The organism is Enterobacter sp. FB, assembly GCF_000805795.1.
Taxonomy (GTDB): domain Bacteria; phylum Pseudomonadota; class Gammaproteobacteria; order Enterobacterales; family Enterobacteriaceae; genus Enterobacter; species Enterobacter roggenkampii.
Genome location: NZ_JSZC01000013.1, coordinates 2,021,866 through 2,048,054 on the forward strand (window position 1 = coordinate 2,021,866; position 26,189 = coordinate 2,048,054).

Sequence of the window (26,189 nt, forward strand, 5' to 3'; positions counted from 1 at the left end):
CAATGATGACGTCACACGGTTTTTCACTTAAACGCTGCATTCTGGACGCGATTTTCTCCGGGCTGATTGCGCTGATTATCTTCGGCCCCATTGCAGGCGTGGTGCTGGACGGGTACAGCTTTACCTTCGCCGGGCAGCGCCTGGCCTGGATGGTGGGCATTGTCATGGCGGGGCGTTTTCTGTTGAGCGCTTTTTTAGGTACCGCTGCCGGGGCCCGCTTCCAGGCGCGCTTCGAGGCCGACAGCGCGGGCGTTTATGTCCGGCCACCGGATTACAAAAGCCGCATGCGCTGGATCATTCCCCTGGTGATTACCCTTGCGATTTGCTTTCCGTTTGTCGCCACTAAATATGTGCTGACCGTCGCCATCCTCGGGCTGATCTACGTGCTTCTCGGTCTGGGGCTGAACATCGTCGTGGGCCTGGCCGGTCTGCTGGATCTGGGGTATGTCGCGTTCTATGCGATTGGGGCGTACGGTCTGGCGCTGGGATACCAGTATCTCGGCTTAGGCTTCTGGAGCATGCTGCCGCTGGCGGCAATCATGGCCGCCGCCGCAGGCGCCCTGCTCGGCTTCCCGGTACTGCGCATGCACGGTGACTATCTGGCCATCGTCACCCTCGGCTTCGGGGAGATTATTCGCCTGATACTGAACAACTGGCTGACCTTCACCGGCGGCCCCAACGGCGTGTCGGCCCCTCCCCCCACCTTTTTCGGTCTGGAATTTGGGCGACGCGCGAAAGAAGGCGGCGTGCCCTTCCACGAATTTTTCCACCTGACCTACAACCCGAACATGAAGTTTATCTTTATCTACGCGGTGCTGTTTCTGGTGGTGATGCTGGTGCTTTACATCAAGCACCGCCTGACGCGCATGCCGATTGGTCGGGCGTGGGAAGCCCTGCGCGAAGACGAAATTGCCTGCCGTTCAATGGGGTTGAATCATGTTCTGGTTAAGCTTTCCGCCTTTACGCTGGGCGCGTCCACCGCAGGCATTGCCGGGGTGTTCTTCGCCACCTATCAGGGGTTCGTGAATCCGACCTCCTTTACCTTCTTTGAATCGGCGCTGATCCTCGCCATTGTGGTGCTGGGCGGGATGGGCTCTACGCTAGGCGTGGTGCTGGCCGCCTTTGTGCTCACGGTAACGCCGGAACTGCTGCGCAGCTTTGCCGAGTACCGCGTCCTGCTGTTTGGCATGCTCATGGTGGTGATGATGATCTGGCGTCCACGCGGTTTGATCCGCATTAACCGCAGCGGGTTTGCCGTGCGTAAGGGCGTCGCACCATGAACGAAACGATATTACGCGTTGAGCATCTGATGATGCATTTTGGCGGGATTAAGGCGCTAAACGACGTCAACCTGGAGGTGCAGCGCGGCTCCATTACCGCCCTGATTGGCCCCAACGGGGCGGGAAAAACAACCGTGTTTAACTGCCTGACGGGGTTCTACAGAGCCTCCGGCGGCAACATTTTGTTTAATACCCGCCATAAAACGACCAACGTGATTAAGGTCCTCGGGCAAAAATTCCAGCCCGGCGACTGGATTAACCCCGCGCAGTTCGGGCAGCGTCTTTTCTACAAAATGTTCGGCGGAACCCACCTGGTCAACCGTGCCGGGCTGGCGCGCACGTTTCAAAATATCCGTCTTTTTCGCGAGATGTCGGTCGTGGAAAACCTGCTGGTCGCGCAGCATATGCGCGTTAACCGTAATCTGCTCGCCGGGATCCTGAATACGCCGTCCTACCGGCGGGCGGAAAGCGACGCCCTGGACAGAGCCTTCTACTGGCTGGAAGTGGTGGATCTGGTGGAGTGCGCCAATCGCCTGGCGGGAGAGATGTCATATGGCCAGCAGCGGCGACTGGAAATCGCGCGGGCAATGTGTACCGGGCCGGAAATGATCTGTCTGGATGAACCCGCCGCCGGGCTTAACCCGGTTGAAACGCACAAGCTGAGCGGCATTATTCGCTTTCTGCGGGATCATCATGACATCACGGTATTGCTGATTGAGCATGATATGGGGATGGTGATGGACATTTCGGACGACATTATCGTGCTCGACCACGGCGATGTGATTGCCAGGGGGAAACCCGAGCAGATCCAGCATGATGAAAAGGTCATTGCAGCCTACCTGGGCACGGATGAAAGCGAGGTCTCCCTATGAGCGAACCGCTGCTGGCTTTTCGCGAGGTGGATGTGTTTTACGGCGTCATTCAGGCGCTGAAGCAGGTCTCTCTTGAGGTGAATAAGGGGGAAACCGTGGCGCTGATTGGCGCAAACGGTGCGGGTAAATCGACATTGCTGATGTCCATCTTTGGTCAACCCCGTATCCGCAGCGGGCAGATCCTGTTCTGTGGTGAAGACATCAGCCATCAATCCACCCACTACGTTGCGTCCGGCGGCATTGCGCAGGCACCGGAAGGCAGACGTATCTTCCCGGATATGACTGTGGAAGAGAACCTGCTGATGGGGGCCATTCCCATCGGCAATCAGTTTGCGGCTGAAGATATGCAAACCATGTTCGACCTTTTCCCTCGCCTTAAAGAGCGACGTAAACAGCGCGCGATGACCATGTCCGGCGGAGAACAGCAGATGCTGGCGATCGCCCGGGCGCTGATGAGCCGTCCAAAGCTGCTGCTGCTGGATGAGCCCAGCCTGGGCTTAGCCCCGATTGTGGTGAAGCAGATCTTCCAGACGCTGCGCGAGCTGGCCCGCAGCGGTATGACCATTTTTCTGGTGGAGCAGAATGCGCACCATGCGTTGAAACTCTCTGACCGCGGGTATGTGATGGTGAACGGACAGATCCGGCTGAGCGGCAGCGGTGAGGAATTGCTGGGGAATCAGGAGGTGAGGAAGGCGTATTTGGGCGGGGTGTGATTTGATACCTAAGGAACCATTAGAAATATTTTCATATAAATAACAATGAGATATTCACGAAAAGTATAGCACGCAATGCCTTGAGAAGGCCTGAGTTTGTTGATTTATTAGTCTTTGACAATCACGTCAAACTCACTGAAAAGGAGCGTTCAGAATGGCTATACCCGCATATTTATGGCTCAAAGATGACGGAGGTGCGAATATTACAGGTTCTGTAGATGTTCAGCACCGTGAAGGTAGCATTGAGGTTTTATCGTTTGGCCATGGTTTACACATTCCAACCGATGGCAATACAGGGAAACTAACCGGTACCCGCGTCCACTCCCCACTAACAATCGAAAAAGAGTTTGATTCATCCTCGCCTTACCTTTACCGGGCTGTAGCAACTGGCCAGACCCTAAAGTCAGCTGAAATCAAATGGTACCGTATCAACGATGCAGGGCAGGAAGTTGAGTATTTCAACATGCTTTTAGAAAATGTGAAAATCGTAGGGATAACGCCTGTAATGCATAACGTAAAAAATCCCTCAATGGAAAAACACAATCACCTTGAGGCGATAGAACTGCGTTATGAGAGAATCACATGGAAGCACTGCGACGGGAATATCCAGTTTACTGACGGCTGGAATATTCGGGTTACAGCATGATTATTGCTCGCTATGCATTGAATGGCTTACCGTCATCTATTCTTACCGTTCCGGGTATAGGAAACTTTCCGGCATTCTCAGGCCAGCTCTATGGCAGAAACAATCCGACTATGGCAAGCAAACCAGAAATCGGACCTATCCCGCCAGGACGTTACTTCATCGTGAACCGACAGAGCGGAGGCAGGCTCGGAGGACTAAGTGATTTTGCCCTGAAAAATATTTATGGCACCGATCGCTCAAAATGGTTTGCCTTATACAAAGATGACTGGCAGATAGATGATCAAGTATTTGTTCAAGGTGTCCGGCGTGGCCATTTCCGCCTCCATCCGATAGGACCAAGAGGGTTAAGCGAAGGCTGTATAACCCTTCTTCATCTGAGTGACTTTGATTACTTGTACGAAGCTCTTATGAAAACAACTATGATGCCGGTACCTTGCACGAGCTTTAAAGCTTACGGGACAATAACAGTAACATGAGGACTTTTATTGAAATCACCTTCAGCCTTGCAATCGGTCTTATCAGTTTTCTTTTATATACGCGCTGGCTTTTTATTTTGATACCTGTCGAATGGGCTTATGCCGTGATGGACCATTTCGGGACATACGGGATAGAAGAACTGGAGGATACGTTAGTCGATATCGCCTCTTTGTTTGGATTGCTTCCGGCAATTCTTACAGGTTTGTTAGTAAGAAAAGCAGTAAAAAGAATGTGATTTATGAGCCTTCAGGCTTAGCCTCGAAGGCTTTTTTGACCCGGAAAAGCAAAACCCCGAAAGTTGGATACCCAACTTTCGGGGTTAACTTCATTTCGATGGTGACACGATAATGTCGTTAAATAAAACTGTCGTCGTCATTGCTGTAGTCGTCATCTACATCGTCGTTCTGCCAGATCTCGTTATTACTGCCGAACGGATCGTTCTGGTTGAGGAAACGGGTGCCAGAGACGTTATTAACATCGCCGTATTGATTACTGACAAACGGTTCACCACCGACGGGCATTGTCGGCTCTTCGATGATGTTCACGATCTCTTCCGGCCGCGACTGATGGAACATGCTGGTAAGCATCTCAGCAAGCGCGATGCCACCGGCCACGCCAGCCGCTGTCTGGAGCGCGCCAGCCATAAAACCACCACCGCGAGTAGCCGACGCTGGCGCCCGAGAGTAATCCTGCGCCGGTGGCTGTTGCGGCTGGGCATTCCAGCTGTTGTCAGGCTGCGGGTTACTTTTCCCGCCACCAAACAGGCCGCCGAGGAAGCTGCCGCCCGTCGAGGGTTTGCTTTTTTGCGCGGCTAATTCGCTTTCAAGCTCCTGAACCCGGGCCTGCAGACGTTTCAGCGCCGCTTCCTGAATCAAAATCGACTGCGCCATATAGTAGGGGGCCGCAGGCTGCTGTCTGACAAATTCAGCGATCTGACGCTCCGCATCTGCATCCCGTTGGCTGTTTTGTTGTCCGGCCTGTTTAAGACGCTCGAAAAGGCCGTTGATAAGCTGCTGTTCTTCATATTGCATGACAATAACCTTCCGCTCTCCAGGGTGGATACCAACCAGCTTATCAGCAGCGGCAACCTGTGTCTGGTGAGTGAAATGTTTGTTTAAGATTGGTTGCAGGTTAGCTGAAAATCGCCCTGCTTCCCGGGCTTGATATTAGAGAGTTAGGCTTAACGTTCTGGTATGGCAGCAAATTTCCGGGCACAGCACGATCGTGATGACGATGAGATACGCTCACTTCGCGCTAAACTGGAGGCACAAAAAAACCACCTTTCGGTGGTTTCACGACACTGCTTATTGCTTTGATTATTCTTTGTTTCCCATGGTAGCCGGAGTGGGACTTGAACCCACACAGCGCGAACGCCGAGGGATTTTAAATCCCTTGTGTCTACCGATTCCACCATCCGGCCAGGGAAGAAAGTGGAGGCGCGTTCCGGAGTCGAACCGGACTAGACGGATTTGCAATCCGCTACATAACCGCTTTGCTAACGCGCCGTAAAACTTTTCAAACTGACACCCGCTGTTGCGCATGTCTTTAATCTGGAGCGGGAAACGAGACTCGAACTCGCGACCCCGACCTTGGCAAGGTCGTGCTCTACCAACTGAGCTATTCCCGCATGTCATCAAGTAAATGTCTAACCACTTGATTTCATTATCGTCCGGCTTGCTGTGCCGCCGTTCGATGCGTTGCATTCTACTGATATGACGTTATGAGTCAACGTTATTTTTTGCATCCCTGGATCGTTTGCTGAAAATTACGGCGAAACGATCACTGATCAAGCAAATCCCCGCGCGCAGCGTTCAAATATTGCAGCATTGACCACAGCGTCAGCACTGCCGCCACCCACAGGAGGCCAATCCCAGCCCACTCAACCCAGGCGTTCGGACGCCACAGCATCCAGACCAGCGCCGCCATCTGCGCCGTCGTTTTCACTTTACCAATCCACGAGACCGCCACGCTGCTGCGTTTCCCCAGTTCAGCCATCCACTCGCGCAGCGCAGAGATAATAATCTCACGGCCGATCATGGTTGCCGCAGGCAGCGTCACCCACCAGGTATGATAGTGCTCAGCCACCAGCACCATCGCAATCGCGACCATCACTTTATCCGCCACCGGATCGAGGAAGGCACCGAAACGGGTGCTTTGATTCCAGCGGCGCGCCAGGTAGCCATCAAACCAGTCTGTTACCGCTGCAATAAGGAAGATCAATGCGCAGGCAAAGGGTGCCCAGACAACCGGCAGGTAAAACGCCAGCACAAAGAACGGGATGAGTACGACACGAAAAAGAGTGAGCAACGTAGGGATGTTATATTGCATAGTGACGGTAACTATTTGTTGTCAGTAAAATTTAGCTCTATGTTGCTACAGAGCCCTCAATGTTTCAACGAGTAGTAGATCTTTTCTGCCAGCCCTTGCGAAATACCCGGCACTTTTGCAATTTCCTCCATGCTGGCGTTGAGTAATCCTTGCAATCCGCCCATATATTTCAGCAGCATCTGGCGGCGTTTTGGCCCCACGCCCTCAATGGTCTCAAGCGTGCTCGTGTTTTTGACCTTTGCCCGTTTTTTGCGGTGACCGCTGATGGCGTGATCGTGCGACTCATCGCGAATATGCTGGATAACGTGCAGCGCCGGGGAGTCCGGTGGCAGGCTGAAGCCCTCGCCTTCCGGTTCGAAGAACAGTGTCTCCAGACCGGCCTTACGATCGGCCCCTTTTGCGACGCCCAGCAGCAGCGGATGGTTTTTATCCCAGCTGACATCAAGCGATTCAAATACCGCTTTCGCCTGGCCGAGCTGCCCTTTCCCGCCGTCAATCAGGATCACATCGGGGATCTTGCTCTCTTCAATGGCTTTACCATAGCGACGACGCAGCACCTGATTCATCGCCGCATAGTCATCGCCCGGCGTGATGCCGGTGATGTTATAGCGGCGATACTCGGCGCGCAGCGGGCCGTTAGCATCAAACACCACGCAGGACGCGACCGTCTGTTCCCCCATCGTATGGCTGATGTCGAAACACTCCATCCGCTTCACTTCCGGCAGCTTCAGCAGCGCCGCCAGGGCCGTTAAACGCTGGTGCACCGTCGACTGCTGCGACAGCTTGGTGCTCAGCGCCGTTGCCGCGTTGGTCCGCGCCAGCTTCAGATAACGCGCGCGATCGCCGCGCGGTTTGGTTTGAACATTGACCCGGCGCCCCGCCAGTTCAGAGAGCGAATCGGCCAGCAGGGTTTTATCGTCAAGATTAAAATCGAGCAGGATTTCAGAAGGCAGCGTGCGCATCTGGCTCCCCTGCAGATAGAACTGGCCGACAAAGGTTTCCACCACTTCGCCCAGTTCGGTACCGCCAGGCACTTTCGGGAAATAGCTGCGGCTGCCGAGCACTTTGCCCTGGCGAATAAACAGCACGTGCACGCAGGCCATTCCGGCGTCAAAGGCCACGCCGATGACGTCGAGATCGTCACCGGTATTTGAGACAAACTGTTTCTCAGTCACTCTGCGCACCGCCTGGATTTGATCGCGGATACGCGCGGCCTCTTCGAACTCGAGTGCGGCGCTGGCTTTTTCCATCCGCGCAATCAGCTGGGTTAAGACCTGATCGTCCTTGCCGGCTAAGAACAGGCGCACATACTCCACCTGCTGGGCATACTCGTCTTCACTGACCAGCCCGGCCACGCACGGCCCCAGGCAGCGCCCAATCTGGTACTGCAGGCATGGCCGCGAACGGTTACGGTAAACGCTGTTTTCACACTGGCGGATCGGGAAGATTTTTTGCAGCAGCGCCAGCGTTTCTCGCACGGCATAGCCGTTGGGGAACGGCCCGAAATATTCACCCTTCGCATGTTTTGCACCACGGTGCATGGCGAGGCGCGGATGGGTGTCGCCGCTCAGAAAGATGAACGGATAGGATTTATCATCACGCAACAGGACGTTATAGCGCGGCTGGTAGAGCTTAATATAGTTGTGCTCAAGCAGCAGCGCTTCTGTCTCCGTGTGCGTGACGGTAACATCAATATTCTGAATGAGTGAGACCAGCGCTTCGGTCTTACGGGAGGCCAGGTTGCTGCGAAAATAGCTGGAAAGGCGTTTTTTAAGATCTTTTGCCTTCCCCACATAGATAACCGTACCGCCAGCGTCATACATGCGATAGACGCCAGGCTGGCTGGTTACGGTTTTCAGAAATGCTTTTGAATCGAACACATCACTCACTGACTTAACAACGTCTCCGCATTACACAAACCATGTCGGATGGCCAGATGCGTCAGTTCGACGTCACCATGAATGTTCAGTTTACTGAACATCCGATAACGATAGCTGTTTACCGTTTTCGGGCTGAGATTCAGCTGTTCCGAGATCTCATTCACCTTCTGACCTTTGGTGATCATCAGCATAATCTGCAATTCACGCTCGGACAAACTGGCAAAGGGTGATTCGGTTTTCTCGGGCTCGATCTGACTCAGCGCCATCTGCTGAGCGATGTCGGACGCAATATAACGCTGTCCGGCATACACAGAACGGATAGCATTGACAACCTCCTGCGGTGCAGCACCTTTACTCAGGTAACCCGCCGCGCCCGCCTGCATCACTTTCGCGGGCAGTGGATTTTCGGTATGCACCGTCAGCATGATGACTTTAGTGTCTACAAAGGTACGCGCGATTTTGCGTGTTGCTTCAAGACCACCAATACCGGGCATGTTCATATCCATCAGCACCACATCGGCGGAGTGGGTACGGCACCATTTTACCGCATCTTCGCCACAGCATGCCTCACCGGCAACTTTAATACCTTTAATATCTTCAAGAATGCGTCGTATCCCTGCGCGCACCAGTTCGTGGTCATCAACAAGAAGGACGTTGATCAAAGGAAATGTCTCCAGAATAGGGATAACGCTACTGTGTGATAATTTGGTTTATATTAACGGTTTTCCTGACAAGATTAAAACGTTAAAAAACCGGCTATTCGATTTTGCTCTCGTTTTTGGAAATTAGGCTGTACAGGCGGTGGAAAGAGAGCCCGTGCATTCAGGGCTCTTGCAGCTTTTTTTAACCATCTGTATTCAAAAAGTTACAAAAAACGGACTGGCTTAACCTGCGCAAAAACAGGGTTCAACTTTTTGTAACAATAATTAACGGCAAGCGAACCCGACCTAAACAATTAATAATCATTAAGCGGGTTGAGTTTACCGGTACGATCTGTTTACGCAATTAAACATCAGCGTAAAAGTACGAAAAACAACCGCTGCATTTTTTGCTTCAGCTTGTGGTATACTCCGCCGCCTTGACTTTCGTCGTCGCGCTTTAGCGCCGTTTAATAATGAGGAAAATAAATGAGCACACCTGAATTTGCCACTGCGGAGAATAACCAGGAACTGGCACAGGAAGTAAACTGCCTGAAAGCGCTGCTAACGCTGATGCTGCAGGCGATGGGCCAGGCTGATGCCGGTCGTGTGATCATTAAAATGGAAAAACAAATCGCGGAGATGGAAGACCAGGCTGAATCAGCGGTATTTGCTAACACCGTTAAGCAAATCAAGCAAGCGTACCGTCAGTAACAAAAAACGGCTGGATGCAGTGCATTCAGCCGTTCGCTCGTCTGTCACGCAGAACGTTTTACTGCGTCAAATCAGTCCCGTTGCCGCCGCATAGCACGCGATCTGCGTCTTGTTGGGCGCGTTGAATTTCTTCTGCATATTCTTCTGATGGAAGTTAACGGTATTCTCTGAGATCGACAGAATGATAGCTATTTCCGCTGACGTCTTCCCTTCCGCAGTCCATTTCAGAATTTCACGCTCGCGCTTGCTGAATTTCATTTCCGGCGGCATGACCATCTCATCGTCAAAACGCATCAGCGAGGTTAAGGCCATTTGCACCAGCATTTGCAACCGCAGCTCTATTTCTTCATGGGCTAATGGCCCTTCCTGTACACGCGTACGAGACACGGACAGGAAACCAAGCGCATGATTTGGCAGCATCAGGCACTGCGTTATTCCCGAGCGTAAACCGTGATCCTGGGCGCTGTGCCATAATTCCTGCGCCTCGGCGAATAATGCATCTGTCCAGGGGAGATGGCCCTGAATGAAATTCTCCGGTTTTAAAACCGGATCAATCGCGAAATAGTTCGCGGATTGATATTGCGCCATCCACAACTTTGGGTAAGTGGTTTGCAGGGAGATCTTAGGGCGGGTAAATGGCACGGGATGGCGCACGCAGAGCGCGTAATAATCGAATTCCAGCGCCTGAGTTTGTCGCTCCAGCTCCTGATATACCTCGGCGGCACAGGTCAATTCCTGAAACCGGAGGGAGCAATCCCGTCGCCAGGTGAAAAAGTCTAAATCCTTCATACTTACTAAATGAAGCCTCTGAACAGATAATCATTATTATGGTGAATATAAGCTAACACATAAAACTTTTTTCTAGCCACAAAATATCGGCAATAGCACAATTAACTTTACTATCGATAAGGTTTATCCGATCTGGATGGAATAAAAAAACAGAAGCCCTCGCGCAGAGGGAGAATAATTTGCTCCAGAGTCATTTTCTGGAGCAAATGCGTGCAAAAATGCTACTGCATAAGGAATTTTTCAAGGAATTGACGGGTTCGCGGCTGTTGAGGGTTAGCGAACAGGCTTTTCGCTGGCCCCTGCTCCACAATCCGTCCCTGATCCATAAAGATGGCTCTGTCAGCAACATCGCGCGCAAAGCTCATTTCATGGGTCACGATCACCATCGTACGTTTCTCCTGTGCCAGCTGGCGAATGGTGTTCAGCACCTCGCCCACCAGTTCCGGATCGAGCGCAGAGGTCGGTTCATCAAACAGGATCACGTCCGGGCGCATCGCCAGCGCGCGCGCAATCGCCACGCGCTGCTGCTGCCCGCCCGACAGGCGACGCGGATAGCTGGTCTCTTTCCCCGCCAGCCCTACTTTGGCGAGCAGTTCGCGAGCCCGCGCCGTCGCTTCTTCTTTTGGCTCACCTTTAACGATCACCGGCCCTTCGATGATGTTCTCCAGCACAGTACGATGCGGGAAAAGGTTGAAGTTCTGGAAAACAAAGCCGACATGCTGGCGCAGGCGGCGAATCAACCCTTTCTGTTGGCTGATGGATTTCCCGGTATCAATCGTGATCTCCCCGACCCGGATGGTACCACCTTCCGGCTGTTCAAGCAGGTTAATGCTGCGCAGCAGCGTCGTCTTTCCCGAACCGCTCGGTCCAATAATCGCCACCACTTCGCCCTGCTCGACTTCCAGATCGATCCCGTGGAGCACCGTTTGACCGTGGAATTTTTTCACCAGGTTTTTGACGTCAATTGCACTCATTTTGGATCACGCTCCTGGCGGTTAAGCTGGTTTTCGAAATAGTTTTGCAGAGCAGACAGCACCGTCGCCATCACCCAGTAAATCAGCGAGGCGGCCAGATACATGGTAAAGACCTCAAGCGTACGGGAGGTAATGAGCTGTGCCTGACGGAAAAGCTCCGGAACCTGAATCGTTGCCGCCAGGGAGGTATCTTTCACCAGGCTGATAAAGCTGTTGCTGAGCGGCGGAAGCGCCACGCGCGCCGCCTGCGGCAGAATGGCCCGGCGCAGCGTCTGCCAGGGCGTCATCCCGATACTGGCCGCCGCTTCCCACTGCCCTTTGTCAATGGAGGAGATGGCCGCACGCAGGGTTTCGGAGGTGTACGCCGCGGTATTGAGCGACAGGCCAATCATCGCCGCCGGGATCGGATCCAGCTCGATTCCGAACTGCGGTAAGCCGTAGTAGATCATAAAGAGCTGCGCAATAAGCGGCGTGCCGCGAAACACGGAGATATAAAAGCGCGCCAGCCAGCGCACCGGCAGGACAGGCGACAAGCGCATTAAGGCCAGTATAAACCCCAGTACCAGCCCAAAGAACATCCCGCCGATACTGAGCTGCAACGTAAATACCGCACCTTTCAGCAGATACGGCAGAGAATCAATAACCAGTTGAATACTTTCTTGCATTATTATTTTTCGACCTGATTTTTAGACATGAGGATGATAGGCAAACAGCGCAGGCGCTCCGCCGGTATGGACAAATAAAATCGGCCCTTCATCCTTAAAGCGTTTTTGCGCAATGCCGTCGATCAGTCCGGCCATCGCTTTGCCGGTATAGACCGGATCGAGCAGTATGCCCTCGAGGCGCGCCAGCAGTTTCACCGCTTCCATTCCCTCTTCGTTCGGCGTGCCGTAACCCGGCGCAAAATAGTCATCCCAGAGCAGAATATCGGCCTTGGCCTTCAGCTCCAGCTGCTCTGCAACCGCCTGCTGTAGCGTAACCACTTTCGGCTTCTGATCCGCCACGCTGCGGGACACCGTCACGCCAATCAGTTCGACCTCCGGAAGCAGTTGCTCCAGCCCCACCGCCAGCCCGGCATGGGTGCCCGCACTGCCGGACGCGACCACGACGGAGGAGAGACTCACCGCCCCCTCGCACTGCTGCGCGATTTCCAGCGCACTTTCCACGTACCCCAGCGCGCCCAGCGCATTCGAACCGCCGACGGGAATAACGTAGGGGCGAAAACCCTGCGCTTCCAGACGCGTCGCCAGCTCATCGAGCTGGACGGTCGGGTCGGTCAGCGCGTCAACCATCTCAACCTGCACGTTAAACAGGTCTAACAGCAGGCGGTTACCGTTGGTGAGATAGTTTTCAGCCCGCGTGCCAATCGGGTTTTCCAGCAATGCCACGCAGTGAAGCCCAAGCTTCGCCGCCACGGCCGCCGTCTGGCGAACGTGGTTGGACTGGATGGCCCCGGCAGTGATGAGCGTATCCGCGCCTTCGCGCAGGGCGTCCGCCGCCAGAAACTCCAGCTTGCGCAGCTTGTTGCCCCCCATCGCCATGGGCGTCACGTCATCACGCTTAATAAAAATATCGCGCCCTAAATAATCAGAAAATCGCGGGAGATACTCCAGCGGCGTCGGCGCGCCGATGAACTCCAGGCGGGGAAAGCGCGTTAAATTCTGTAGTGACATGGATGCTCCGGTAACTCAGACAAAATGTGATATTTTTCATTATGCACGCAGACGCGTAAGAAATAAAAAAGGCGCTTTTAAAAGCGCCTTTTTTTACGTCAGAAACTTATTTCGTGACGTCTGCCCCGAACCACTTCTCGGAAAGCGCCTTCAGGCTACCGTCTTTTTGCATGTCAGCAATCGCGGAATCAATCGCTTTCACCAGGTCTTCGTTACCTTTACGAACGGCCACGCCGGATTCCTGACGAGAGAACGCATCACCCGCTACCGCCAGGGTGTTGTTGGTTTTCTTCACCAGATCCAGTGCTGCCAGGCGATCAACCAGAATGGCGTCGGTACGGCCCACGCGCAGATCCTGGTATTTCGTCGGGTCATCATCATAGGTGCGGATATCCACGCCCTGAACGTTCTGGCGCAGCCACTCTTCGTAGTTGGTTCCCAGACCGACACCGACTTTCTTCCCTTTCAGGTCCGCAGCCGTTTTGATGGTGCCTTCGTTGCCTTTCTTCACCAGCGCCTGAATACCGGACACGGTATACGGGGTGGAGAAGTCATACTTCTTCTTACGCTCGTCAGAGATGGTGACCTGGTTGATGACCACGTCAATGCGTTTCGAATCCAGCGACGCCAGCATACCGTCCCATTTGGTCGGTTTCAGGGACGCTTTCACGCCGAGGTGTTTCGCCAGCTCTTCAGCAAACTCCACTTCAAAACCGGTCAGCTTGCCGTCATCGCCCTGGAAGCTGAACGGAGGATAGGTTCCTTCCAGCCCGACCAGCAGCGTACCGCGCTCTTTTACTTTATTCAGCAGGTTTTCTGCGGCGAACGTTTTCACGCTCATGCCCGCAACCAGCGCAACGGCCATAACACCCATCAGCGCCTGACGACCCAGAAGTGCAAATTTCATAAATACCCCGATATAGTGGAATTTTTACGTAGTGTAGAGAAATCGCCTGCAACGTCAAAGGCGACTGCGCTACATCTTATTCTTTTTTAATATATATCAGAAGTTGTTCCGGCGTGGGCTTTCTGCTTTATGGCACCCGGCATTTGTACCTTATATTGTGCGTACTTGCGCAGCGCAATCCGGTAGTTGTTGGTGCTGGTCGCAGGCAGCCACGGCTCCAGGTTCTCGTCGAGATAACCGGTTTTGAGCAGATCGCGGGAAATGTTGTTCACGGTCAGATGCTGCCCGAGGCGGCGCAGGCGAACCACGTATTCGCGAACGGTGCCGTGGCTCATCTCCGTTTGTTCAAACAGGAACTGCTTGAAGCCGATAATGTCGAAGAAGTCGCTTTGCTCTTTGCAATGGAGATCGCCACAGAAACGGCAAAGCGCCACCCACTCTTTTTGCTCTTCGAGCCATGCTGCTTCGTCCATCAACGTGTCGAGGCGCGAAATCGCGATCTTATTGACGATTTCGCCGCGGCGAACCAGCGTGATACGATCGAGTAACTTGTTACAGTGGGCGCAATGCGTCTGGCTGTGTTTAAAGTCTTTCAGGTAGCGGCTTAAAGGCCGTCTTTTAGATTGCTGCACCGTCATGATAACTCCTGGTTGTCAATACGTTGTGCGGCATTTTTAAGGTGAATCAATCACCTATAACTTACCCAGCTTGGTTCGTAAGCGTTTAATGGCCTGGCTGTGCAGCTGGCTCACCCGCGACTCTCCCACCTCCAGAACAGCGCCAATCTCTTTGAGGTTAAGCTCTTCCTGGTAATAAAGGGTCAATACCAGCTGTTCGCGTTCAGGCAGAGCTTCAATAGCTTCCATGACGCGCTGGCGTAAATTCCCTTCCATTAAATGGTGTAACGGGTTTTCTTGCTGGTGCTCATCCGTCACCAGCTCGATGCTATCGCCATGCTCTTCTCGCCACTCGTCATAAGAGAAGAGTTGGCTATTATTGGTATCGAGCAACATCTGACGATACTCTTCAACAGCAATGCCAAGACGATCCGCCACTTCGGTTTCCGTTGCGTTGCGTCCCAGTTCCTGTTCCAGCTGCCCCATCGCATGCGCCACTTCGCGTGCGTTGCGGCGAACACTGCGCGGTACCCAGTCACGGCTGCGCAGCTCGTCCAGCATCGCACCACGAATACGCTGAACTGCGTAAGTCGTAAATGCCGTTCCTTGCAGAGCGTCGTATCGGTCAACTGCATTCAATAACCCGATACCGCCCGCCTGTAGCAGATCGTCGAGTTCCACGCTCGCCGGCAAGCGCACCTGGAGGCGCAATGCTTCGTGACGCACCAGCGGGACATAACGCTGCCACAGCGAGTGTTTATCCATTACACCTTCAGCGGTATAGAGTGAATTCACGATAAACAGCCCTGCGTTAGTTGAGTTATCGGCATGATTATCCGATTCTGGAGGGGTTTTAATCGGGAGAATAGTGGGTGAAATGGGGGGTTATTTGGGGTAATAAAGACACCAACAGATAGTAACCCTTTGTTTTATATTGAAGTTGTTATTTTTTAGTATCAATCCTGGCAGCAATTGTAGCTGACGCGGGATTCCCCCCCCAATAAAAAGGCTCTTTCGTTACGTCTTGCTTTAATATATCTGTTACAACCCTAATGCCAACACACATTTTATTGAAGAAAGACCCGCTTTTTCCAATCCGCTAATTAACGAGAAAAAATGACGGCTATTCGTTCCCTGAGAGGTCTCGCTCATGGTTTATATTAGGCCCAAAGTATTAATTCAGGCATCCTGGCAGTTAAGAAAGCAAGGTTGCGGCGAGACTCAGTCAGCCTTTAGAGCGTTGGGGATAAGATGAAACTAGCAATTTATGGCGCAGGTGGCCTTGGCAGAGAAGTGCTCGAACTCGCACAAGAGATAAACGCTACGGAATCGCGCTGGGATGCTTTGTGTTTGGTCGATGATAATCCCCAATTTGATCAATTAAACAGTTATCCCATTGTTCCCCTAAACGCTCTCATACCCGACGAATGTGAAATAGTTATTGCTGTTGGCGAACCTTCACTGCGCCGTACCCTCGGACAGAGGGCCTTTGAGGGCGGGTTTCGGCTGGCCACGCTTGTCCATCCCAGTGCGCGCCTGAGCCGATCCTGTACCCTCGGAGAAGGATGCGTTATTAGCTATGGTGCATTCATCTCTTGCGACACCGTCATTAGTCGCAATGTGCATCTTCAGCCTAATGCTAGTTTGGGACATGATTGCCATATAGGGCAGGACTCAATTATCTCTTCTTATGCCAATCTTGCTGGTAAATGCAGGATCGGCGAACGCGTCTTTATTGGTATGAACGCCGTTATCCGTGAAGCCACAGCCATTGGTGATGACACTATTATCAGTATGGGGGCCGCCGTTTTTAACGATATCGCACCCACAATGATTGTGATGGGTAATCCAGCGCGGGCGATTCGTCCGAATATAGATAATAAAGTATTTAAGTAGACCCAGTTTTGGACGCTCAAAAAAGCATGTACTTTTGGACATAATCTGGGCACCTAATACATTTTTAAGTATTAAGAAATTTACTCGCATATTGGAGAAAAATGATGTCAAACCTGGAAACTTACAACCGCATCTTCACTGAAACCTTTGAAGTTTCAGAAGATATTTTGTCTGACTATAAATATCAGGATACACCATCCTGGGACTCAGTTGGTCATATGACCATGATTGCATCACTTGAAGATGCATTTGACATCATGATGGACACGGATGACATTATTGAATTCGCATCCTGGGAAAAAGGCAAAGAGATCCTGAAAAAATACGATGTAGAAATTTAGGGCTAAGTGATGATGCTTCATGAAAAAACGGCTGTGATCACAGGATGCTTACAAGGTATCGGTAAGGCTACGCTGGAAACGTTCGCCCGTTCGGGTGCGACAGTTTTTGCTTGCTGCCAGGTTCCCGAACCAGCCTTTAATGATTTCATCACAGAAATTAGAGAGAAATATCAAGCGGAAATAATTCCACTGTATTTCGACCTGCAGGATAATGATGCAATAAAACATGCCGCAATGACGATTCAGAAGACTAAAAAAAAGATTGATATTTTGGTCAATGTGGCTGGTGCTAATTTTGATGCCAATTTTCAGATGGTAACGCTCGAACAATTGCAAAAAACATTTACTATCAATTTCTTCTCGCAAATCGCTTTCACGCAATATATCGCCCGTATCATGCTTCGCCAGAAAAAGGGCAGCATTATCAATATTTCCAGTATTTCTGCCCTTGACGGAAACCCGGGTCAACTTGCCTATGCCAGCGCAAAAGCAGCGTGGATTGCAGCCACGAAAACACTATCTGCTGAACTCGGCCCACAGGGCGTGCGTGTTAACGCTATCGCACCAGGCGTTATTCGTACAGCAATGACAGCCGCGCTCTCAGAAGAAGTTATGGCACGACAAATGGCGCGTTGCGAATTAAAACGCCCGGGTTTGCCTGAAGAAGTGGCAAATACGTTGCTGTGGTTGGCGTCCGATGCCTCCAGTTATACCACCGGGCAGGTTATCCGCATCGATGGCGGAATGGGTTGAGGAAAGCAGAAATGTTGATGCAAGGTAAAACCGTTTTAATTACTGGCTGCCGCCGTGGCATGGGTCTCTCTATGGTAGAGGTATTTGCTGCCAATGGTGCAAACATTTACGCCCATGCGCGGGAAGCCGATGATGCGTTCATAGAGAAAATGGCTGTCATAGCCGACCGCCATCAGGTTGCGATCTGGCCCGTCAGTTTCGATATGACAGATTATGGCGCAATGAAACTGGCCATAAAAAACATCATGTCCGACAAGCGTCCGCTGGATGCGGTGATCAATAACGCCGGCATCACGTTAAATGGTTTGTTTCAGATGACCAGTGAAGCGCAGCTTCGTGAGCAGTTCGAGGTGAACTTCTTTTCCGTTTATCTTTTCAACCAGTACATCGTCAGAATCATGGTTCGCAATCAGCGCGGCAGCATTGTTAATATTGCCTCGACTGCAGGAGAAGATGGGAACCCGGGAAAATCTGCCTACGGCGCATCAAAAGCAGCGCTCATTGCGATGACAAAATCCATCGCGGCGGAGTTGGGTGAAAAAGGTATTCGCGCCAACTGTATCGCACCCGGCATTACGGATACGGATATGCTGCTGACGATGCCCGCTCACGTCGTAAAAGAAGCAAAAAATAGTGCCGATCTGCGACGCGCAGGTATCCCGGCAGAAATTGCAGAGGCGGCACTGTTCCTCGCAAGCGATCTCTCTTCCTACATTACCGGCCAAACGATTCGTATTGATGGCGGTTTGAAATGATACACACGCACTCAGAAACAGAAAACGCCTCTCGTCGTATTAGAAAACAAATTGTGCGCGTGGCTCATCACGCCCCAAGCGATGGTGTTCATATCTCGCCTGCTCTTTCGATGGTGGATATCCTCAGCGTTCTTTACGGGAATGTAATGCGGTATGAGGCAAACGACATTACCAGCTCACATCGCGATGTTTTTATTCTGAGTAAAGGTCATGCAGCGTTGGGGCTTTATGCCACTCTGTGTGAGTTTGGCATCATGACCCCTGAGCAGCTTAACACTTTCGAGTTGAATGGCTCTGTCCTGCAAGTGCATCCCACTAAGCATCCTGAATACGGCATCGATTTCTCTGGAGGTAGTCTAGCTCAGGGACTTTCCTTTGCTACAGGGCTGGCATTGGGACGCCGTCTTAAGGGCGAAACGTGGCATACTTATGCGTTAGTGGGGGATGGAGAATGCAATGAAGGTGCCATTTGGGAATGTGCGTTCATGGCCGCACATCATAAAGTGGATAACCTGACGCTGATTGTCGATCGTAATGGTTTACAGTCTGATGGACACACTGAAGATGTCATGCGCATGGATCTCGAAGCCCTCTGGCGTGCTTGCCACTGGGAAACCATTGTCTGTGACGGACACGATGTGGGGGCGCTGGTTAACGCTTTTGCACAGCCGCACAACGGCAAACCCAAAGTTATTATCGCCAATACCATCAAGGGTAAGGGCGTGTCCTTCATGGAGAATAACAAAGAGTTTCATCGCAATCGCATTTCTGCACAACAGCTCAACGATGCGCTAGTCGAACTTAATGGGGAACATCATGCTTGAGTTTAAACCCGCCACCATCCGTTCATGGTCAATGCTCGGCTCACGCGGTACCTTTGGCATGGCGCTGTTGGAACTGGCACGCGAACACGAAAATATCGTGGCGCTTTCCGGCGATCTGTGTAAGTCCTCCGGTCTTGACCGCTTTAGTACCACCTGGCCTGAACGCTTTTTTAACGCCGGAATTGCCGAGCAGAATATGGTCGGTGTGGCTGCGGGTCTTGCGGCCAGCGGCTTTATCCCCTTTGTCACTTCGTTCCCCAACTTCCTGACCCTGCGTGCAGCCGAACAGGTACGTTTAAACCTGGGCTATATGCAGGAAAACGTTAAGCTGGTCGGTCTGGCTTCAGGATTAGCAACAGGCATGTTTGGCGCAACTCATCACGGCATTGAAGAACTGGCGATGCTGCGATCCGTTTCTAACATCACTATTTTCTCCCCTGCGGACTGTACGACCACGGTGAAAATGACCCATGCCGCCTTTGAACATAAAGGACCGGTCTACCTGAGGTTAACGGGTGGGATGCGTGCGCCAATCGTCTATAAAGAGGACTTCGAACTGGTGCCAGGCAAAGCCAATACGTTGCGCGAGGGTGTGGATATTGCCATCATCGCCACCGGCAGCATGGTCCACACTTCGCTCACCGCAGCCGGGCATCTCGCGGACCGGGGCGTGCAGGCTACGGTGATTGACATGCACACAATCAAACCTCTGGATGTGGCGACACTTCAACAGCATCTGGATAAAAAACTGCTCGTAACGGTAGAAGAGCACAGCGTGACGGGTGGTTTGGGAAGTGCAGTTGCAGAATTTCTTGCCGGGGAAGAGTGTCGGCCGAAACTGATCATCGTTGGTATTCCTCAGGGTTATCCACACGCAGGAGACTATTCTTGGATGCTTGAGCAAAGTGGGCTCACTGCAGCACAACTGACAGCCCAGATATTAGGTGCATTATAAATCATGGCGTTCTGGCATACTGATAAGGTTTCACCTGACCATCTCGCTCTAGTGGACGATCGAGGACAGACTCTTCGCTGGGGTGAACTCACAGACCGCGTTCAGAAGCTGGCTGAAACTATTCCGCCTCGTACATTGGTCTTTATTTTTTGCAAAAATCAGTGTGACACCATAATTGGTTATCTGGCTTGCCTTAAGCAAAATGCAGTTGCACTGATGCTTGATAGCGAGCTTAACGACGCAATGGTTAAGTCACTCATCGACACCTATCATCCCTCGTATTTATGGCGCGAAGAGCACGGTACTTTCCGCCTGAATGCTACCGGTCTTACACCATTCCAGTTGCATGATGATCTTGCCCTATTGATGACTACCTCAGGATCCACTGGAAGTAGCAAACTGGTGCGATTAAGTCAACGCAACCTGGAAAGTAATGCCACAAGCATTGCTAATTATCTTGCTATCGACTCTAAAGAGCGCGGGCTGGCCAGCCTGCCGCTGAATTACGTTTATGGGTTATCAATCGTCAATAGCCATCTGAAAGCTGGCGCGACGTTGCTTCTGACAAGCGCAAGTGTCATGCAGCGTGAGTTCTGGACATTTGTGCGTGATGAACGTGCCACCTCGCTTGCTGGAGTGCCCTACACCTGGGAAATGCTCAAGAAATTGCGTTTTATGCGCATGGATCTTCCTGATATGCGAACGCTGACCCAGGCTGGCGGAAAATTGGCTCCTGCGCTGGTCAAAGAGTTCACTGATTATGCCGATCAACACGGAAAACGTTTTGTGGTGATGTATGGCGCAGCTGAAGCAACATCTCGCATGGCCTGGCTTGCCCCAGAACTGGCGCAACGCAAAAGTAGCACCATTGGTACTCCCATCCCCGGCGGCGAATTTATATTGCTTGACGAAAACGGTGACATTATCACTACCCCCGATGTTGACGGAGAGTTGGTCTATAAGGGTGAGAATGTGGCGCTTGGCTACGCAGAGCGTGGTTGCGATCTGGCATTAGGAGATACATTCCAAGGTATTCTGCACACCGGCGATATTGCCCGCGTAGATACCGACGGGTTTTACTCTATCGTTGGCCGTAAAAAGCGTTTCCTTAAAATTTTTGGCAACCGCCTCGGCATGGATGAGATGGAAACGCTACTGAAAACAGCATTCCCGGATCTTAACTGCGCATGCGATGGGCGCGATGATTTAGTCTGTATTTTCATTACAGATGCCGCTTATGAAAGCGCAGTAAAACACTATGCAGCGGCTAAAAGCCAGCTCCATCATTCCGCGTTTCGCGTTATCACACTGGATGAGATACCCAAAAACGCCGCGGGTAAGACGATTTATCCTAAGCTGAAAGATTATGTCCCTTCCGTTTGAAGCAATATTAGCGCAGGCGCCCTACTCGCTTGCACGGGAAGAAAAGCACGCGCTCCAACTGGCCAGGCTGCGCGAGCTCACCGCGCACCATTATGCGCATTGCGAACCTTATCGTCGTATGCTGGATGCACAATCCTTTGACCCCGCTACGCTTAGCGATGTAACCTCATTGCCTTTTCTTCCGGTTTCTCTGTTTAAGACACTGAAATTACAAAGCGTACCGGATAGTGACATTGTAAAGACAATGACCTCATCCGGCACAACCGGACAGCAGGTCTCGCGAATTTATCTGGACAAGGTAACTGCATCCTACCAGCAAAAAACGCTGGTAAAAATTGTCAGTCAATTTACTGGCTCTGGTCGTTTGCCCATGCTGATTATTGACTCTCCTGAAGTGTTAAAAGATCGGCAGCAATTCTCTGCCCGCGGCGCCGGGATTTTAGGCTTCTCGTTATTTGGTAGCGATCGTGCCTGGGCATTAGACGAGAGCATGACGCTGAATTTGCCAGTAATTGAAGCCTTTTTAGAGAAGCATCAAGGTAAGCGGATCCTGCTGTTCGGTTTCACCTTTATGGTCTGGCAGCATTTCTATCAGGAATTAAAAACAAGCTCTCATCAGATTGATCTCAGTAATGCCCTGTTAATTCACGGCGGCGGCTGGAAGAAGCTGCAAAGTGAAGCGGTGACACCCGAGGTCTTTGCTGAAAGTTTAAATGAACTTTTTGCCCTACCGGCGGTACATGATTATTATGGCATGGTCGAACAGACCGGCTGTATTTACATGCAATGTGAGCATGGACATCTGCACACGTCGATTTTCTCGGATGTCATTGTCCGCGATCCGCACGATTTTTCCGTTCTCCCCAACGGCCATTCAGGCATTATCCAGGTAATATCCCTGTTACCCGAATCCTATCCCGGACACGCTTTGCTAACCGAAGATGAAGGCGTCATTCTGGGTGAAGATGACTGTGATTGCGGACGAAAAGGCAAATACATGCGTATTTTAGGACGGTTGAAGAAAGCCGAATTACGGGGGTGTAGCGATACGTATGCAGCACAATCTTAGCGGTCTGGACTTTATTCTGGGGGATGAAACACTCCTGCACAGTATGCCTGAGCAAAAAGCGCTACCACTTTTTGCCCCGGATATTATCGAGTTTCTGGACACTTTTTCCCGCCTCACGTTAGCCGATAATGAAGCGAAAAACTGGCCAGATGTGATCGGCCTGGGTTTCTGGTGTCGCCCCTCATCTATCGCTCGTATGCAGTCTGAAAACCGTTCAGTTGCTCACCGCTATGGACGTGGAGTGGCATTTCATATTGCTCCGGGCAATGTAGCTGTGAATTTTGCCTATTCGCTTATTGTTGGGCTACTAACCGGTAACTCCAATATTGTCCGTTTACCCGGACGCGTTCACCCCCAGACGGCGATAGTGGTACGGTTATTTAATAGTGCGCTCCAAAGCCACCCAATGATGCGGCCAAGAATTATTCTTGTGCGTTATGATCGACAACGGCACATCAATGATGCGCTATCGGCAATATGCGACACACGCATTATCTGGGGTGGCGACAAGACCATAGCTGATTTACGTCAATCTTCACTTTCCCCCCGGGCTCTGGACATTGCCTTCGCCGACCGTTACTCCATCGCGGTGATTAACGCAGATGCTTATCTGGCGCATCCTGAAAAGGAAAAACTTGCGCGGGCATTTTACAATGACACGCTCTTAAACGATCAGAATGCATGTTCTTCTCCGTCTCTTATCGTCTGGTTGGGTGAAAATCAACCGGAGGGGCGAGCCTTGTTCTGGCAAAATTTTGAGGCGCTTGCCGCTGCTCGTTATACGCCTGAGCCCATCTCTGCAGTGAATAAACTGACGCAATTGTACTTGCTTAGTGCTCGTTTTGCTGGCGTGAGAAAAGTGTCCGGGGCACAAAATATCGTCGTGCGCGTGGAACTCTCTGCCCTCGAAAAAGAGACACTCGACTGGCGCGGCAATGGTGGTTTTTTCATGGAGTACGTGGCGCGGTCGCTTGATGAAATCAGTCCGGTTTGTCACTCACGTTGCCAGACAATGGCCACCTTTGGCGTCTCGTCTGATGAGCTGAATAATTGGCTTGCTTCAGGTCTCAGAGGGGTAGACCGTATTGTCTCCCTTGGCCAGACGCTTGATTTTTCTCTGCAATGGGACGGATATGATTTGGTCGCCATGTTGACGCGTGTTATTGCTCGTCCCTCCTCTTTTCCTCACCTTGCGCATAATGCTGGAGAAAATGTTGAAAGCTATACTTGATATGCTCAGTGAAACCCGCAATCACTTCATCGATACGCTGGCGAGGATGCAGACAAACGGTCACCCCATCGTGCTTTGTGGTGCAGGTTATGTCTCGCAAATCACCTGGGATTTTATGCAGCGTCAGGGAATGTCCGTTGATTATGTTGCGATAAGTGAAGCGTGGCTTAAACCCGGGGATGAATTCAATGGCAAACGCATTGTCAGTTTAGAGTCCCTCACGGCTCAGGAATCGCAATATAACTACATTATCGCTATGCAGTTTATCGATGAGCCATTACGCGTAGAGCTTGAACGTAATGCCGGCGTGATCCTCTTTTATGATCCCACCTTTGTGGGAATTAATGCGGGTGAACACTTTACTACGGCGTGGTGTGAAACCCACCAGGACAAGCTTAATGAATTTTATGCAAACCTTACCGACGAGGCGTCGAAAACCACGTTAATTGCGTATCTGAACCAGCGGATAAGCGCGCGCGCAATCTACTACCAAAGTGTCTTTCACCCGGAACATTACTTCCCACATGAGTTGATACGCTTCGGTGCTGAAGAGATCTTTATCGATGGCGGGGCGTATAATGGCGATAGTATCGCCGCTTTTGTAAATGCCCTTGAGCAGCAAAATGTTGCCCCTGCGGCTAAAATTTTCGCATTTGAACCGGACAAAACGACGTTCGCGTTACTGGAACAAAATACGGCTAATTTGCCCCAGTGCGTTTGCATCAATGCGGGAATATGGAATACAAACACCACGCTGCGTTTTAATGCCGGCCAAGCCCTGTCTTCTGCCATAACTGATGCACCTGACGCCGATGAAATTTCGCTTAAAAGTATTGATAACATCGTTGCTGGCGAGAAAGTTACTTTTATAAAGATGGATATTGAAGGCTCAGAACTTGAGGCATTAAAAGGTGCGCAGGCGACGATAGAAAAACATTATCCGATACTGGCAATTAGTCTTTACCACAAGCCAGTCGATCTCATCACCATTCCACAATTTATTCACCAGATACAGCCTGGCTATCATTTTTATCTGCGTGCTCATCATCCCAGGCTTGCATGTGAATTAGTGCTTTACGCCATTCCTCCACACAGATTACCCACCCATTAATAGAAAAAGGCTTTGATATACAAAGCCTTTTTAAATTATGCAACCTGATGATTTATTAAAGGAATCGTGGCGTAGCGTCGCAGGATATCGATAACTCGCATTTGCTCCTCTATTTGCAGGTCAGGATAAATGGGTAGGCAAAGTATCTGCTCGGCAAGTCGACTGGCGACAGGCAATTTATCGGACGCCGCTGAAGGCAGGTGACTGTACATCGCAAACGAGCTAATGAGCGGATAGAAGTAACGTCGGCAGTAGACATTCTCTGTTTTCAACGCCTCGTAGAGCGCATCCCGACTCAGCGGAAAACTACTGTCAATAAGAATCGGATAATAGGAGTGATTCCATTCAAATCGGTCTGCCGCATCAAAGAACGTTACGCCGGGAATATCCTTCAGCGCTTCACTGTAACGCTTTGAAATCGATGCCCTTTCAAGTAGTGCATTATCAATATATTGCAACTGAAGCAGACCAAATGCCGCTTCCATCTCGTTCATTTTGGCATTAATACCCGGAGCGACAACACGCGTTTCACCGGCGAAACCAAAGTTTTTCAGATAATCAATACGTTGCTTGGTACGGCTGTCGTGACAAATTATAGCCCCGCCCTCAAAGGTGTTAAACACTTTGGTCGCATGAAAGCTTAATACCGACAGATCGCCATGGTTGAGTATACTGGTCCCGCTCTGGCGAACGCCAAAAGCATGGGCCGCATCGTAGATAACTTTTAAACCATAAATATCAGCAATCTGCTGAATCTTATCTACATTGCAAGGGATACCATAGCAATGGACTGGCATAATTGCTGTGGTTTGAGGCGTGATTAATTCTTCAATGCGTTCAGGATCGATATTAAATGTGTGCGGGTCAATATCGACAAATACAGGGGTTAAACCATTCCATAAGAGCGTGTGCGATGTCGCCACGAATGAATACGGCGTAGTGATCACTTCTCCCGTTACACGCAGCGCCTGAAGCGCGGTCAGCAATGCAAGCGTACCATTTGCAAAAAGGCATACGTATTTGACACCCAGATAGCGTGCCAGGGCTTCTTCCAGTTCCTGATGAAATTCACCGCCGTTAGTCAGAATTCGATTCTGCCAGATTTTTTGAAGATATGGCATGAACTCCTCTAAAGGAGGCATTAAAGGACTTGTGACGAAAATTTTATCGCCCATGTGCAAACCTGAATGTAATGAAGAAGTGATTCATCATAGCGAGCATCATCACCAGTTTATCGGTAAAATAACCGACATTTTACAGTCTATTTGAACTGACTCCATGCAGATTCCCTGCCATCGTGGAAACAAGGACAGAAAAAGGCATCTGTTTTGCGCCTGATCCTCTAAAATATATGCGACATTTA

At 51.2% G+C, this 26,189-nt stretch carries 29 protein-coding genes and 3 tRNA genes; 17 read left to right on the forward strand and 15 right to left on the reverse strand.

The window, feature by feature from the left end; all coding sequences use genetic code 11:
- Nucleotides 1-5 precede the first annotated feature (5 nt).
- From livM to PI91_RS16620, 6 genes are all read left to right on the forward strand, one after another.
- Nucleotides 6-1,280 carry a high-affinity branched-chain amino acid ABC transporter permease LivM gene (livM, locus tag PI91_RS16600; protein WP_021240463.1) on the forward strand — a complete coding sequence of 425 codons (1,275 nt, stop codon included), beginning with the start codon at nt 6-8 and terminating at the stop codon, nt 1,278-1,280.
- On the forward strand, nt 1,277-2,152 hold the full coding sequence (locus PI91_RS16605) for an ATP-binding cassette domain-containing protein (RefSeq protein WP_039266623.1): 876 nt from the start codon (nt 1,277-1,279) through the stop codon (nt 2,150-2,152). Before livM ends, PI91_RS16605 begins: the two co-directional genes overlap by 4 nt.
- A complete protein-coding gene (locus PI91_RS16610; RefSeq protein ID WP_039266624.1) occupies nt 2,149-2,865 on the forward strand; it encodes an ABC transporter ATP-binding protein in 717 nt (238 codons plus the stop codon). Before PI91_RS16605 ends, PI91_RS16610 begins: the two co-directional genes overlap by 4 nt.
- Nucleotides 2,866-3,019: 154 nt before the next feature.
- Nucleotides 3,020-3,511 (forward strand): Hcp family type VI secretion system effector, encoded by a 492-nt coding sequence (locus PI91_RS16615; RefSeq protein ID WP_008500392.1) that lies wholly within the window; start codon nt 3,020-3,022, stop codon nt 3,509-3,511.
- Nucleotides 3,508-3,987 (forward strand): DUF2778 domain-containing protein, encoded by a 480-nt coding sequence (locus tag PI91_RS24865; RefSeq protein WP_071580365.1) that lies wholly within the window; start codon nt 3,508-3,510, stop codon nt 3,985-3,987. The genes PI91_RS16615 and PI91_RS24865 overlap by 4 nt, the downstream gene beginning before the upstream one ends.
- Nucleotides 3,984-4,223, forward strand: coding sequence for a hypothetical protein (locus PI91_RS16620; protein WP_023325544.1), 240 nt, complete (start codon nt 3,984-3,986; stop codon nt 4,221-4,223). Before PI91_RS24865 ends, PI91_RS16620 begins: the two co-directional genes overlap by 4 nt.
- A 118-nt stretch (nt 4,224-4,341) precedes the next feature.
- Here the strand turns inward: PI91_RS16620 and PI91_RS16625 are convergent, their stop codons facing one another.
- The 7 genes from PI91_RS16625 to uvrY form a co-directional block, all read right to left on the reverse strand.
- The gene (locus PI91_RS16625; protein WP_039266625.1) at nt 4,342-5,019 is read right to left on the reverse strand and encodes a DUF2076 domain-containing protein; all 678 of its coding nucleotides are present in this window, start codon (nt 5,017-5,019) and stop codon (nt 4,342-4,344) included.
- A gap of 302 nt (nt 5,020-5,321) precedes the next feature.
- A tRNA-Leu gene (locus PI91_RS16630) sits at nt 5,322-5,408 on the reverse strand.
- Nucleotides 5,409-5,419: 11 nt separating this feature from the next.
- Nucleotides 5,420-5,493 (reverse strand) — tRNA-Cys (locus tag PI91_RS16635).
- A 46-nt stretch (nt 5,494-5,539) separates the two neighbouring features.
- Nucleotides 5,540-5,615: transfer RNA gene (locus tag PI91_RS16640), tRNA-Gly, on the reverse strand.
- Between the two features lie 152 nt (nt 5,616-5,767).
- Entirely contained in the window at nt 5,768-6,316 is a 549-nt protein-coding gene (pgsA, locus tag PI91_RS16645) for a CDP-diacylglycerol--glycerol-3-phosphate 3-phosphatidyltransferase (RefSeq protein ID WP_008500348.1), read from the reverse strand.
- A gap of 56 nt (nt 6,317-6,372) precedes the next feature.
- A complete protein-coding gene (gene uvrC, locus PI91_RS16650; protein WP_039266626.1) occupies nt 6,373-8,205 on the reverse strand; it encodes an excinuclease ABC subunit UvrC in 1,833 nt (610 codons plus the stop codon).
- Nucleotides 8,202-8,858 carry a UvrY/SirA/GacA family response regulator transcription factor gene (gene uvrY, locus PI91_RS16655; protein WP_023293888.1) on the reverse strand — a complete coding sequence of 219 codons (657 nt, stop codon included), beginning with the start codon at nt 8,856-8,858 and terminating at the stop codon, nt 8,202-8,204. Before uvrY ends, uvrC begins: the two co-directional genes overlap by 4 nt.
- A 465-nt stretch (nt 8,859-9,323) precedes the next feature.
- Here uvrY and PI91_RS16660 point away from each other — a divergent pair, with 465 nt between their 5' ends.
- On the forward strand, nt 9,324-9,548 hold the full coding sequence (locus tag PI91_RS16660; protein ID WP_008500345.1) for a DUF2594 family protein: 225 nt from the start codon (nt 9,324-9,326) through the stop codon (nt 9,546-9,548).
- 66 nt (nt 9,549-9,614) lie between these two features.
- Here PI91_RS16660 and sdiA read toward each other — a convergent pair whose 3' ends face one another.
- From sdiA to PI91_RS16695, 7 genes are all read right to left on the reverse strand, one after another.
- Nucleotides 9,615-10,337, reverse strand: a complete 723-nt coding sequence (gene sdiA / locus PI91_RS16665) for a transcriptional regulator SdiA (protein ID WP_008500344.1) — start codon at nt 10,335-10,337, stop codon at nt 9,615-9,617.
- Nucleotides 10,338-10,558: 221 nt separating this feature from the next.
- Nucleotides 10,559-11,311, reverse strand: coding sequence for an L-cystine ABC transporter ATP-binding protein TcyN (tcyN, locus tag PI91_RS16670; protein ID WP_008500343.1), 753 nt, complete (start codon nt 11,309-11,311; stop codon nt 10,559-10,561).
- The gene (gene tcyL / locus PI91_RS16675; RefSeq protein ID WP_008500342.1) at nt 11,308-11,976 is read right to left on the reverse strand and encodes a cystine ABC transporter permease; all 669 of its coding nucleotides are present in this window, start codon (nt 11,974-11,976) and stop codon (nt 11,308-11,310) included. Before tcyL ends, tcyN begins: the two co-directional genes overlap by 4 nt.
- A 21-nt stretch (nt 11,977-11,997) precedes the next feature.
- The gene (dcyD, locus tag PI91_RS16680) at nt 11,998-12,984 is read right to left on the reverse strand and encodes a D-cysteine desulfhydrase (protein WP_039266627.1); all 987 of its coding nucleotides are present in this window, start codon (nt 12,982-12,984) and stop codon (nt 11,998-12,000) included.
- 106 nt (nt 12,985-13,090) lie between these two features.
- Nucleotides 13,091-13,891 (reverse strand): cystine ABC transporter substrate-binding protein, encoded by an 801-nt coding sequence (gene tcyJ, locus PI91_RS16685; RefSeq protein ID WP_021240470.1) that lies wholly within the window; start codon nt 13,889-13,891, stop codon nt 13,091-13,093.
- Nucleotides 13,892-13,977: 86 nt separating this feature from the next.
- Nucleotides 13,978-14,529: a flagella biosynthesis regulatory protein FliZ gene (fliZ, locus tag PI91_RS16690; RefSeq protein ID WP_008500339.1), complete on the reverse strand. Its 552-nt coding sequence runs from the start codon at nt 14,527-14,529 to the stop codon at nt 13,978-13,980.
- Between the two features lie 54 nt (nt 14,530-14,583).
- The gene (locus PI91_RS16695) at nt 14,584-15,303 is read right to left on the reverse strand and encodes an RNA polymerase sigma factor FliA (protein WP_008500338.1); all 720 of its coding nucleotides are present in this window, start codon (nt 15,301-15,303) and stop codon (nt 14,584-14,586) included.
- Nucleotides 15,304-15,759: 456 nt separating this feature from the next.
- Between PI91_RS16695 and PI91_RS16700 the strand changes: the two genes are divergently transcribed.
- The 10 genes from PI91_RS16700 to PI91_RS16745 all read left to right on the forward strand — a co-directional run bounded on the left by PI91_RS16700 (nt 15,760) and on the right by PI91_RS16745 (nt 24,826).
- Nucleotides 15,760-16,404 (forward strand): acetyltransferase, encoded by a 645-nt coding sequence (locus PI91_RS16700; protein WP_023325549.1) that lies wholly within the window; start codon nt 15,760-15,762, stop codon nt 16,402-16,404.
- Between the two features lie 104 nt (nt 16,405-16,508).
- Entirely contained in the window at nt 16,509-16,745 is a 237-nt protein-coding gene (locus PI91_RS16705; protein ID WP_032676038.1) for a hypothetical protein, read from the forward strand.
- A gap of 9 nt (nt 16,746-16,754) precedes the next feature.
- Entirely contained in the window at nt 16,755-17,498 is a 744-nt protein-coding gene (locus tag PI91_RS16710; RefSeq protein ID WP_039266628.1) for an SDR family NAD(P)-dependent oxidoreductase, read from the forward strand.
- An 11-nt stretch (nt 17,499-17,509) separates the two neighbouring features.
- Nucleotides 17,510-18,253, forward strand: coding sequence for an SDR family NAD(P)-dependent oxidoreductase (locus tag PI91_RS16715; RefSeq protein ID WP_023325552.1), 744 nt, complete (start codon nt 17,510-17,512; stop codon nt 18,251-18,253).
- A complete protein-coding gene (locus tag PI91_RS16720; RefSeq protein ID WP_023325553.1) occupies nt 18,250-19,077 on the forward strand; it encodes a transketolase in 828 nt (275 codons plus the stop codon). Before PI91_RS16715 ends, PI91_RS16720 begins: the two co-directional genes overlap by 4 nt.
- The gene (locus tag PI91_RS16725; protein ID WP_023325554.1) at nt 19,070-20,032 is read left to right on the forward strand and encodes a transketolase family protein; all 963 of its coding nucleotides are present in this window, start codon (nt 19,070-19,072) and stop codon (nt 20,030-20,032) included. Before PI91_RS16720 ends, PI91_RS16725 begins: the two co-directional genes overlap by 8 nt.
- A 3-nt stretch (nt 20,033-20,035) precedes the next feature.
- Nucleotides 20,036-21,415: an AMP-binding protein gene (locus tag PI91_RS16730; protein ID WP_039266629.1), complete on the forward strand. Its 1,380-nt coding sequence runs from the start codon at nt 20,036-20,038 to the stop codon at nt 21,413-21,415.
- On the forward strand, nt 21,399-22,484 hold the full coding sequence (locus PI91_RS16735) for a hypothetical protein (RefSeq protein ID WP_023325556.1): 1,086 nt from the start codon (nt 21,399-21,401) through the stop codon (nt 22,482-22,484). The genes PI91_RS16730 and PI91_RS16735 overlap by 17 nt, the downstream gene beginning before the upstream one ends.
- Entirely contained in the window at nt 22,468-23,715 is a 1,248-nt protein-coding gene (locus PI91_RS16740) for an acyl-CoA reductase (RefSeq protein WP_023325557.1), read from the forward strand. The genes PI91_RS16735 and PI91_RS16740 overlap by 17 nt, the downstream gene beginning before the upstream one ends.
- Nucleotides 23,696-24,826 carry an FkbM family methyltransferase gene (locus tag PI91_RS16745; protein WP_039266630.1) on the forward strand — a complete coding sequence of 377 codons (1,131 nt, stop codon included), beginning with the start codon at nt 23,696-23,698 and terminating at the stop codon, nt 24,824-24,826. Before PI91_RS16740 ends, PI91_RS16745 begins: the two co-directional genes overlap by 20 nt.
- A gap of 35 nt (nt 24,827-24,861) precedes the next feature.
- Here the strand turns inward: PI91_RS16745 and PI91_RS16750 are convergent, their stop codons facing one another.
- Entirely contained in the window at nt 24,862-26,001 is a 1,140-nt protein-coding gene (locus PI91_RS16750) for a DegT/DnrJ/EryC1/StrS aminotransferase family protein (RefSeq protein ID WP_032635240.1), read from the reverse strand.
- Between the last annotated feature and the right edge of the window lie 188 nt (nt 26,002-26,189).

Excerpts from the sequence above, each read along its gene's own strand:
- livM (WP_021240463.1), top strand. The coding sequence starts at position 6 with ATGACGTCACACGGTTTTTCACTTAAACGCTGCATTCTGGACGCGATT.
- PI91_RS16605 (WP_039266623.1), top strand. The coding sequence starts at position 1,277 with ATGAACGAAACGATATTACGCGTTGAGCATCTGATGATGCATTTTGGC.
- PI91_RS16610 (WP_039266624.1), top strand. The coding sequence starts at position 2,149 with ATGAGCGAACCGCTGCTGGCTTTTCGCGAGGTGGATGTGTTTTACGGC.
- PI91_RS16615 (WP_008500392.1), top strand. The coding sequence starts at position 3,020 with ATGGCTATACCCGCATATTTATGGCTCAAAGATGACGGAGGTGCGAAT.
- PI91_RS24865 (WP_071580365.1), top strand. The coding sequence starts at position 3,508 with ATGATTATTGCTCGCTATGCATTGAATGGCTTACCGTCATCTATTCTT.
- PI91_RS16620 (WP_023325544.1), top strand. The coding sequence starts at position 3,984 with ATGAGGACTTTTATTGAAATCACCTTCAGCCTTGCAATCGGTCTTATC.
- PI91_RS16625 (WP_039266625.1), bottom strand. The coding sequence starts at position 5,019 with ATGCAATATGAAGAACAGCAGCTTATCAACGGCCTTTTCGAGCGTCTT.
- pgsA (WP_008500348.1), bottom strand. The coding sequence starts at position 6,316 with ATGCAATATAACATCCCTACGTTGCTCACTCTTTTTCGTGTCGTACTC.
- PI91_RS16660 (WP_008500345.1), top strand. The coding sequence starts at position 9,324 with ATGAGCACACCTGAATTTGCCACTGCGGAGAATAACCAGGAACTGGCA.
- sdiA (WP_008500344.1), bottom strand. The coding sequence starts at position 10,337 with ATGAAGGATTTAGACTTTTTCACCTGGCGACGGGATTGCTCCCTCCGG.
- tcyN (WP_008500343.1), bottom strand. The coding sequence starts at position 11,311 with ATGAGTGCAATTGACGTCAAAAACCTGGTGAAAAAATTCCACGGTCAA.
- tcyL (WP_008500342.1), bottom strand. The coding sequence starts at position 11,976 with ATGCAAGAAAGTATTCAACTGGTTATTGATTCTCTGCCGTATCTGCTG.
- dcyD (WP_039266627.1), bottom strand. The coding sequence starts at position 12,984 with ATGTCACTACAGAATTTAACGCGCTTTCCCCGCCTGGAGTTCATCGGC.
- tcyJ (WP_021240470.1), bottom strand. The coding sequence starts at position 13,891 with ATGAAATTTGCACTTCTGGGTCGTCAGGCGCTGATGGGTGTTATGGCC.
- fliZ (WP_008500339.1), bottom strand. The coding sequence starts at position 14,529 with ATGACGGTGCAGCAATCTAAAAGACGGCCTTTAAGCCGCTACCTGAAA.
- PI91_RS16700 (WP_023325549.1), top strand. The coding sequence starts at position 15,760 with ATGAAACTAGCAATTTATGGCGCAGGTGGCCTTGGCAGAGAAGTGCTC.
- PI91_RS16705 (WP_032676038.1), top strand. The coding sequence starts at position 16,509 with ATGTCAAACCTGGAAACTTACAACCGCATCTTCACTGAAACCTTTGAA.
- PI91_RS16710 (WP_039266628.1), top strand. The coding sequence starts at position 16,755 with ATGATGCTTCATGAAAAAACGGCTGTGATCACAGGATGCTTACAAGGT.
- PI91_RS16715 (WP_023325552.1), top strand. The coding sequence starts at position 17,510 with ATGTTGATGCAAGGTAAAACCGTTTTAATTACTGGCTGCCGCCGTGGC.
- PI91_RS16720 (WP_023325553.1), top strand. The coding sequence starts at position 18,250 with ATGATACACACGCACTCAGAAACAGAAAACGCCTCTCGTCGTATTAGA.
- PI91_RS16725 (WP_023325554.1), top strand. The coding sequence starts at position 19,070 with ATGCTTGAGTTTAAACCCGCCACCATCCGTTCATGGTCAATGCTCGGC.
- PI91_RS16730 (WP_039266629.1), top strand. The coding sequence starts at position 20,036 with ATGGCGTTCTGGCATACTGATAAGGTTTCACCTGACCATCTCGCTCTA.
- PI91_RS16735 (WP_023325556.1), top strand. The coding sequence starts at position 21,399 with ATGTCCCTTCCGTTTGAAGCAATATTAGCGCAGGCGCCCTACTCGCTT.
- PI91_RS16740 (WP_023325557.1), top strand. The coding sequence starts at position 22,468 with ATGCAGCACAATCTTAGCGGTCTGGACTTTATTCTGGGGGATGAAACA.
- PI91_RS16745 (WP_039266630.1), top strand. The coding sequence starts at position 23,696 with ATGTTGAAAGCTATACTTGATATGCTCAGTGAAACCCGCAATCACTTC.
- PI91_RS16750 (WP_032635240.1), bottom strand. The coding sequence starts at position 26,001 with ATGGGCGATAAAATTTTCGTCACAAGTCCTTTAATGCCTCCTTTAGAG.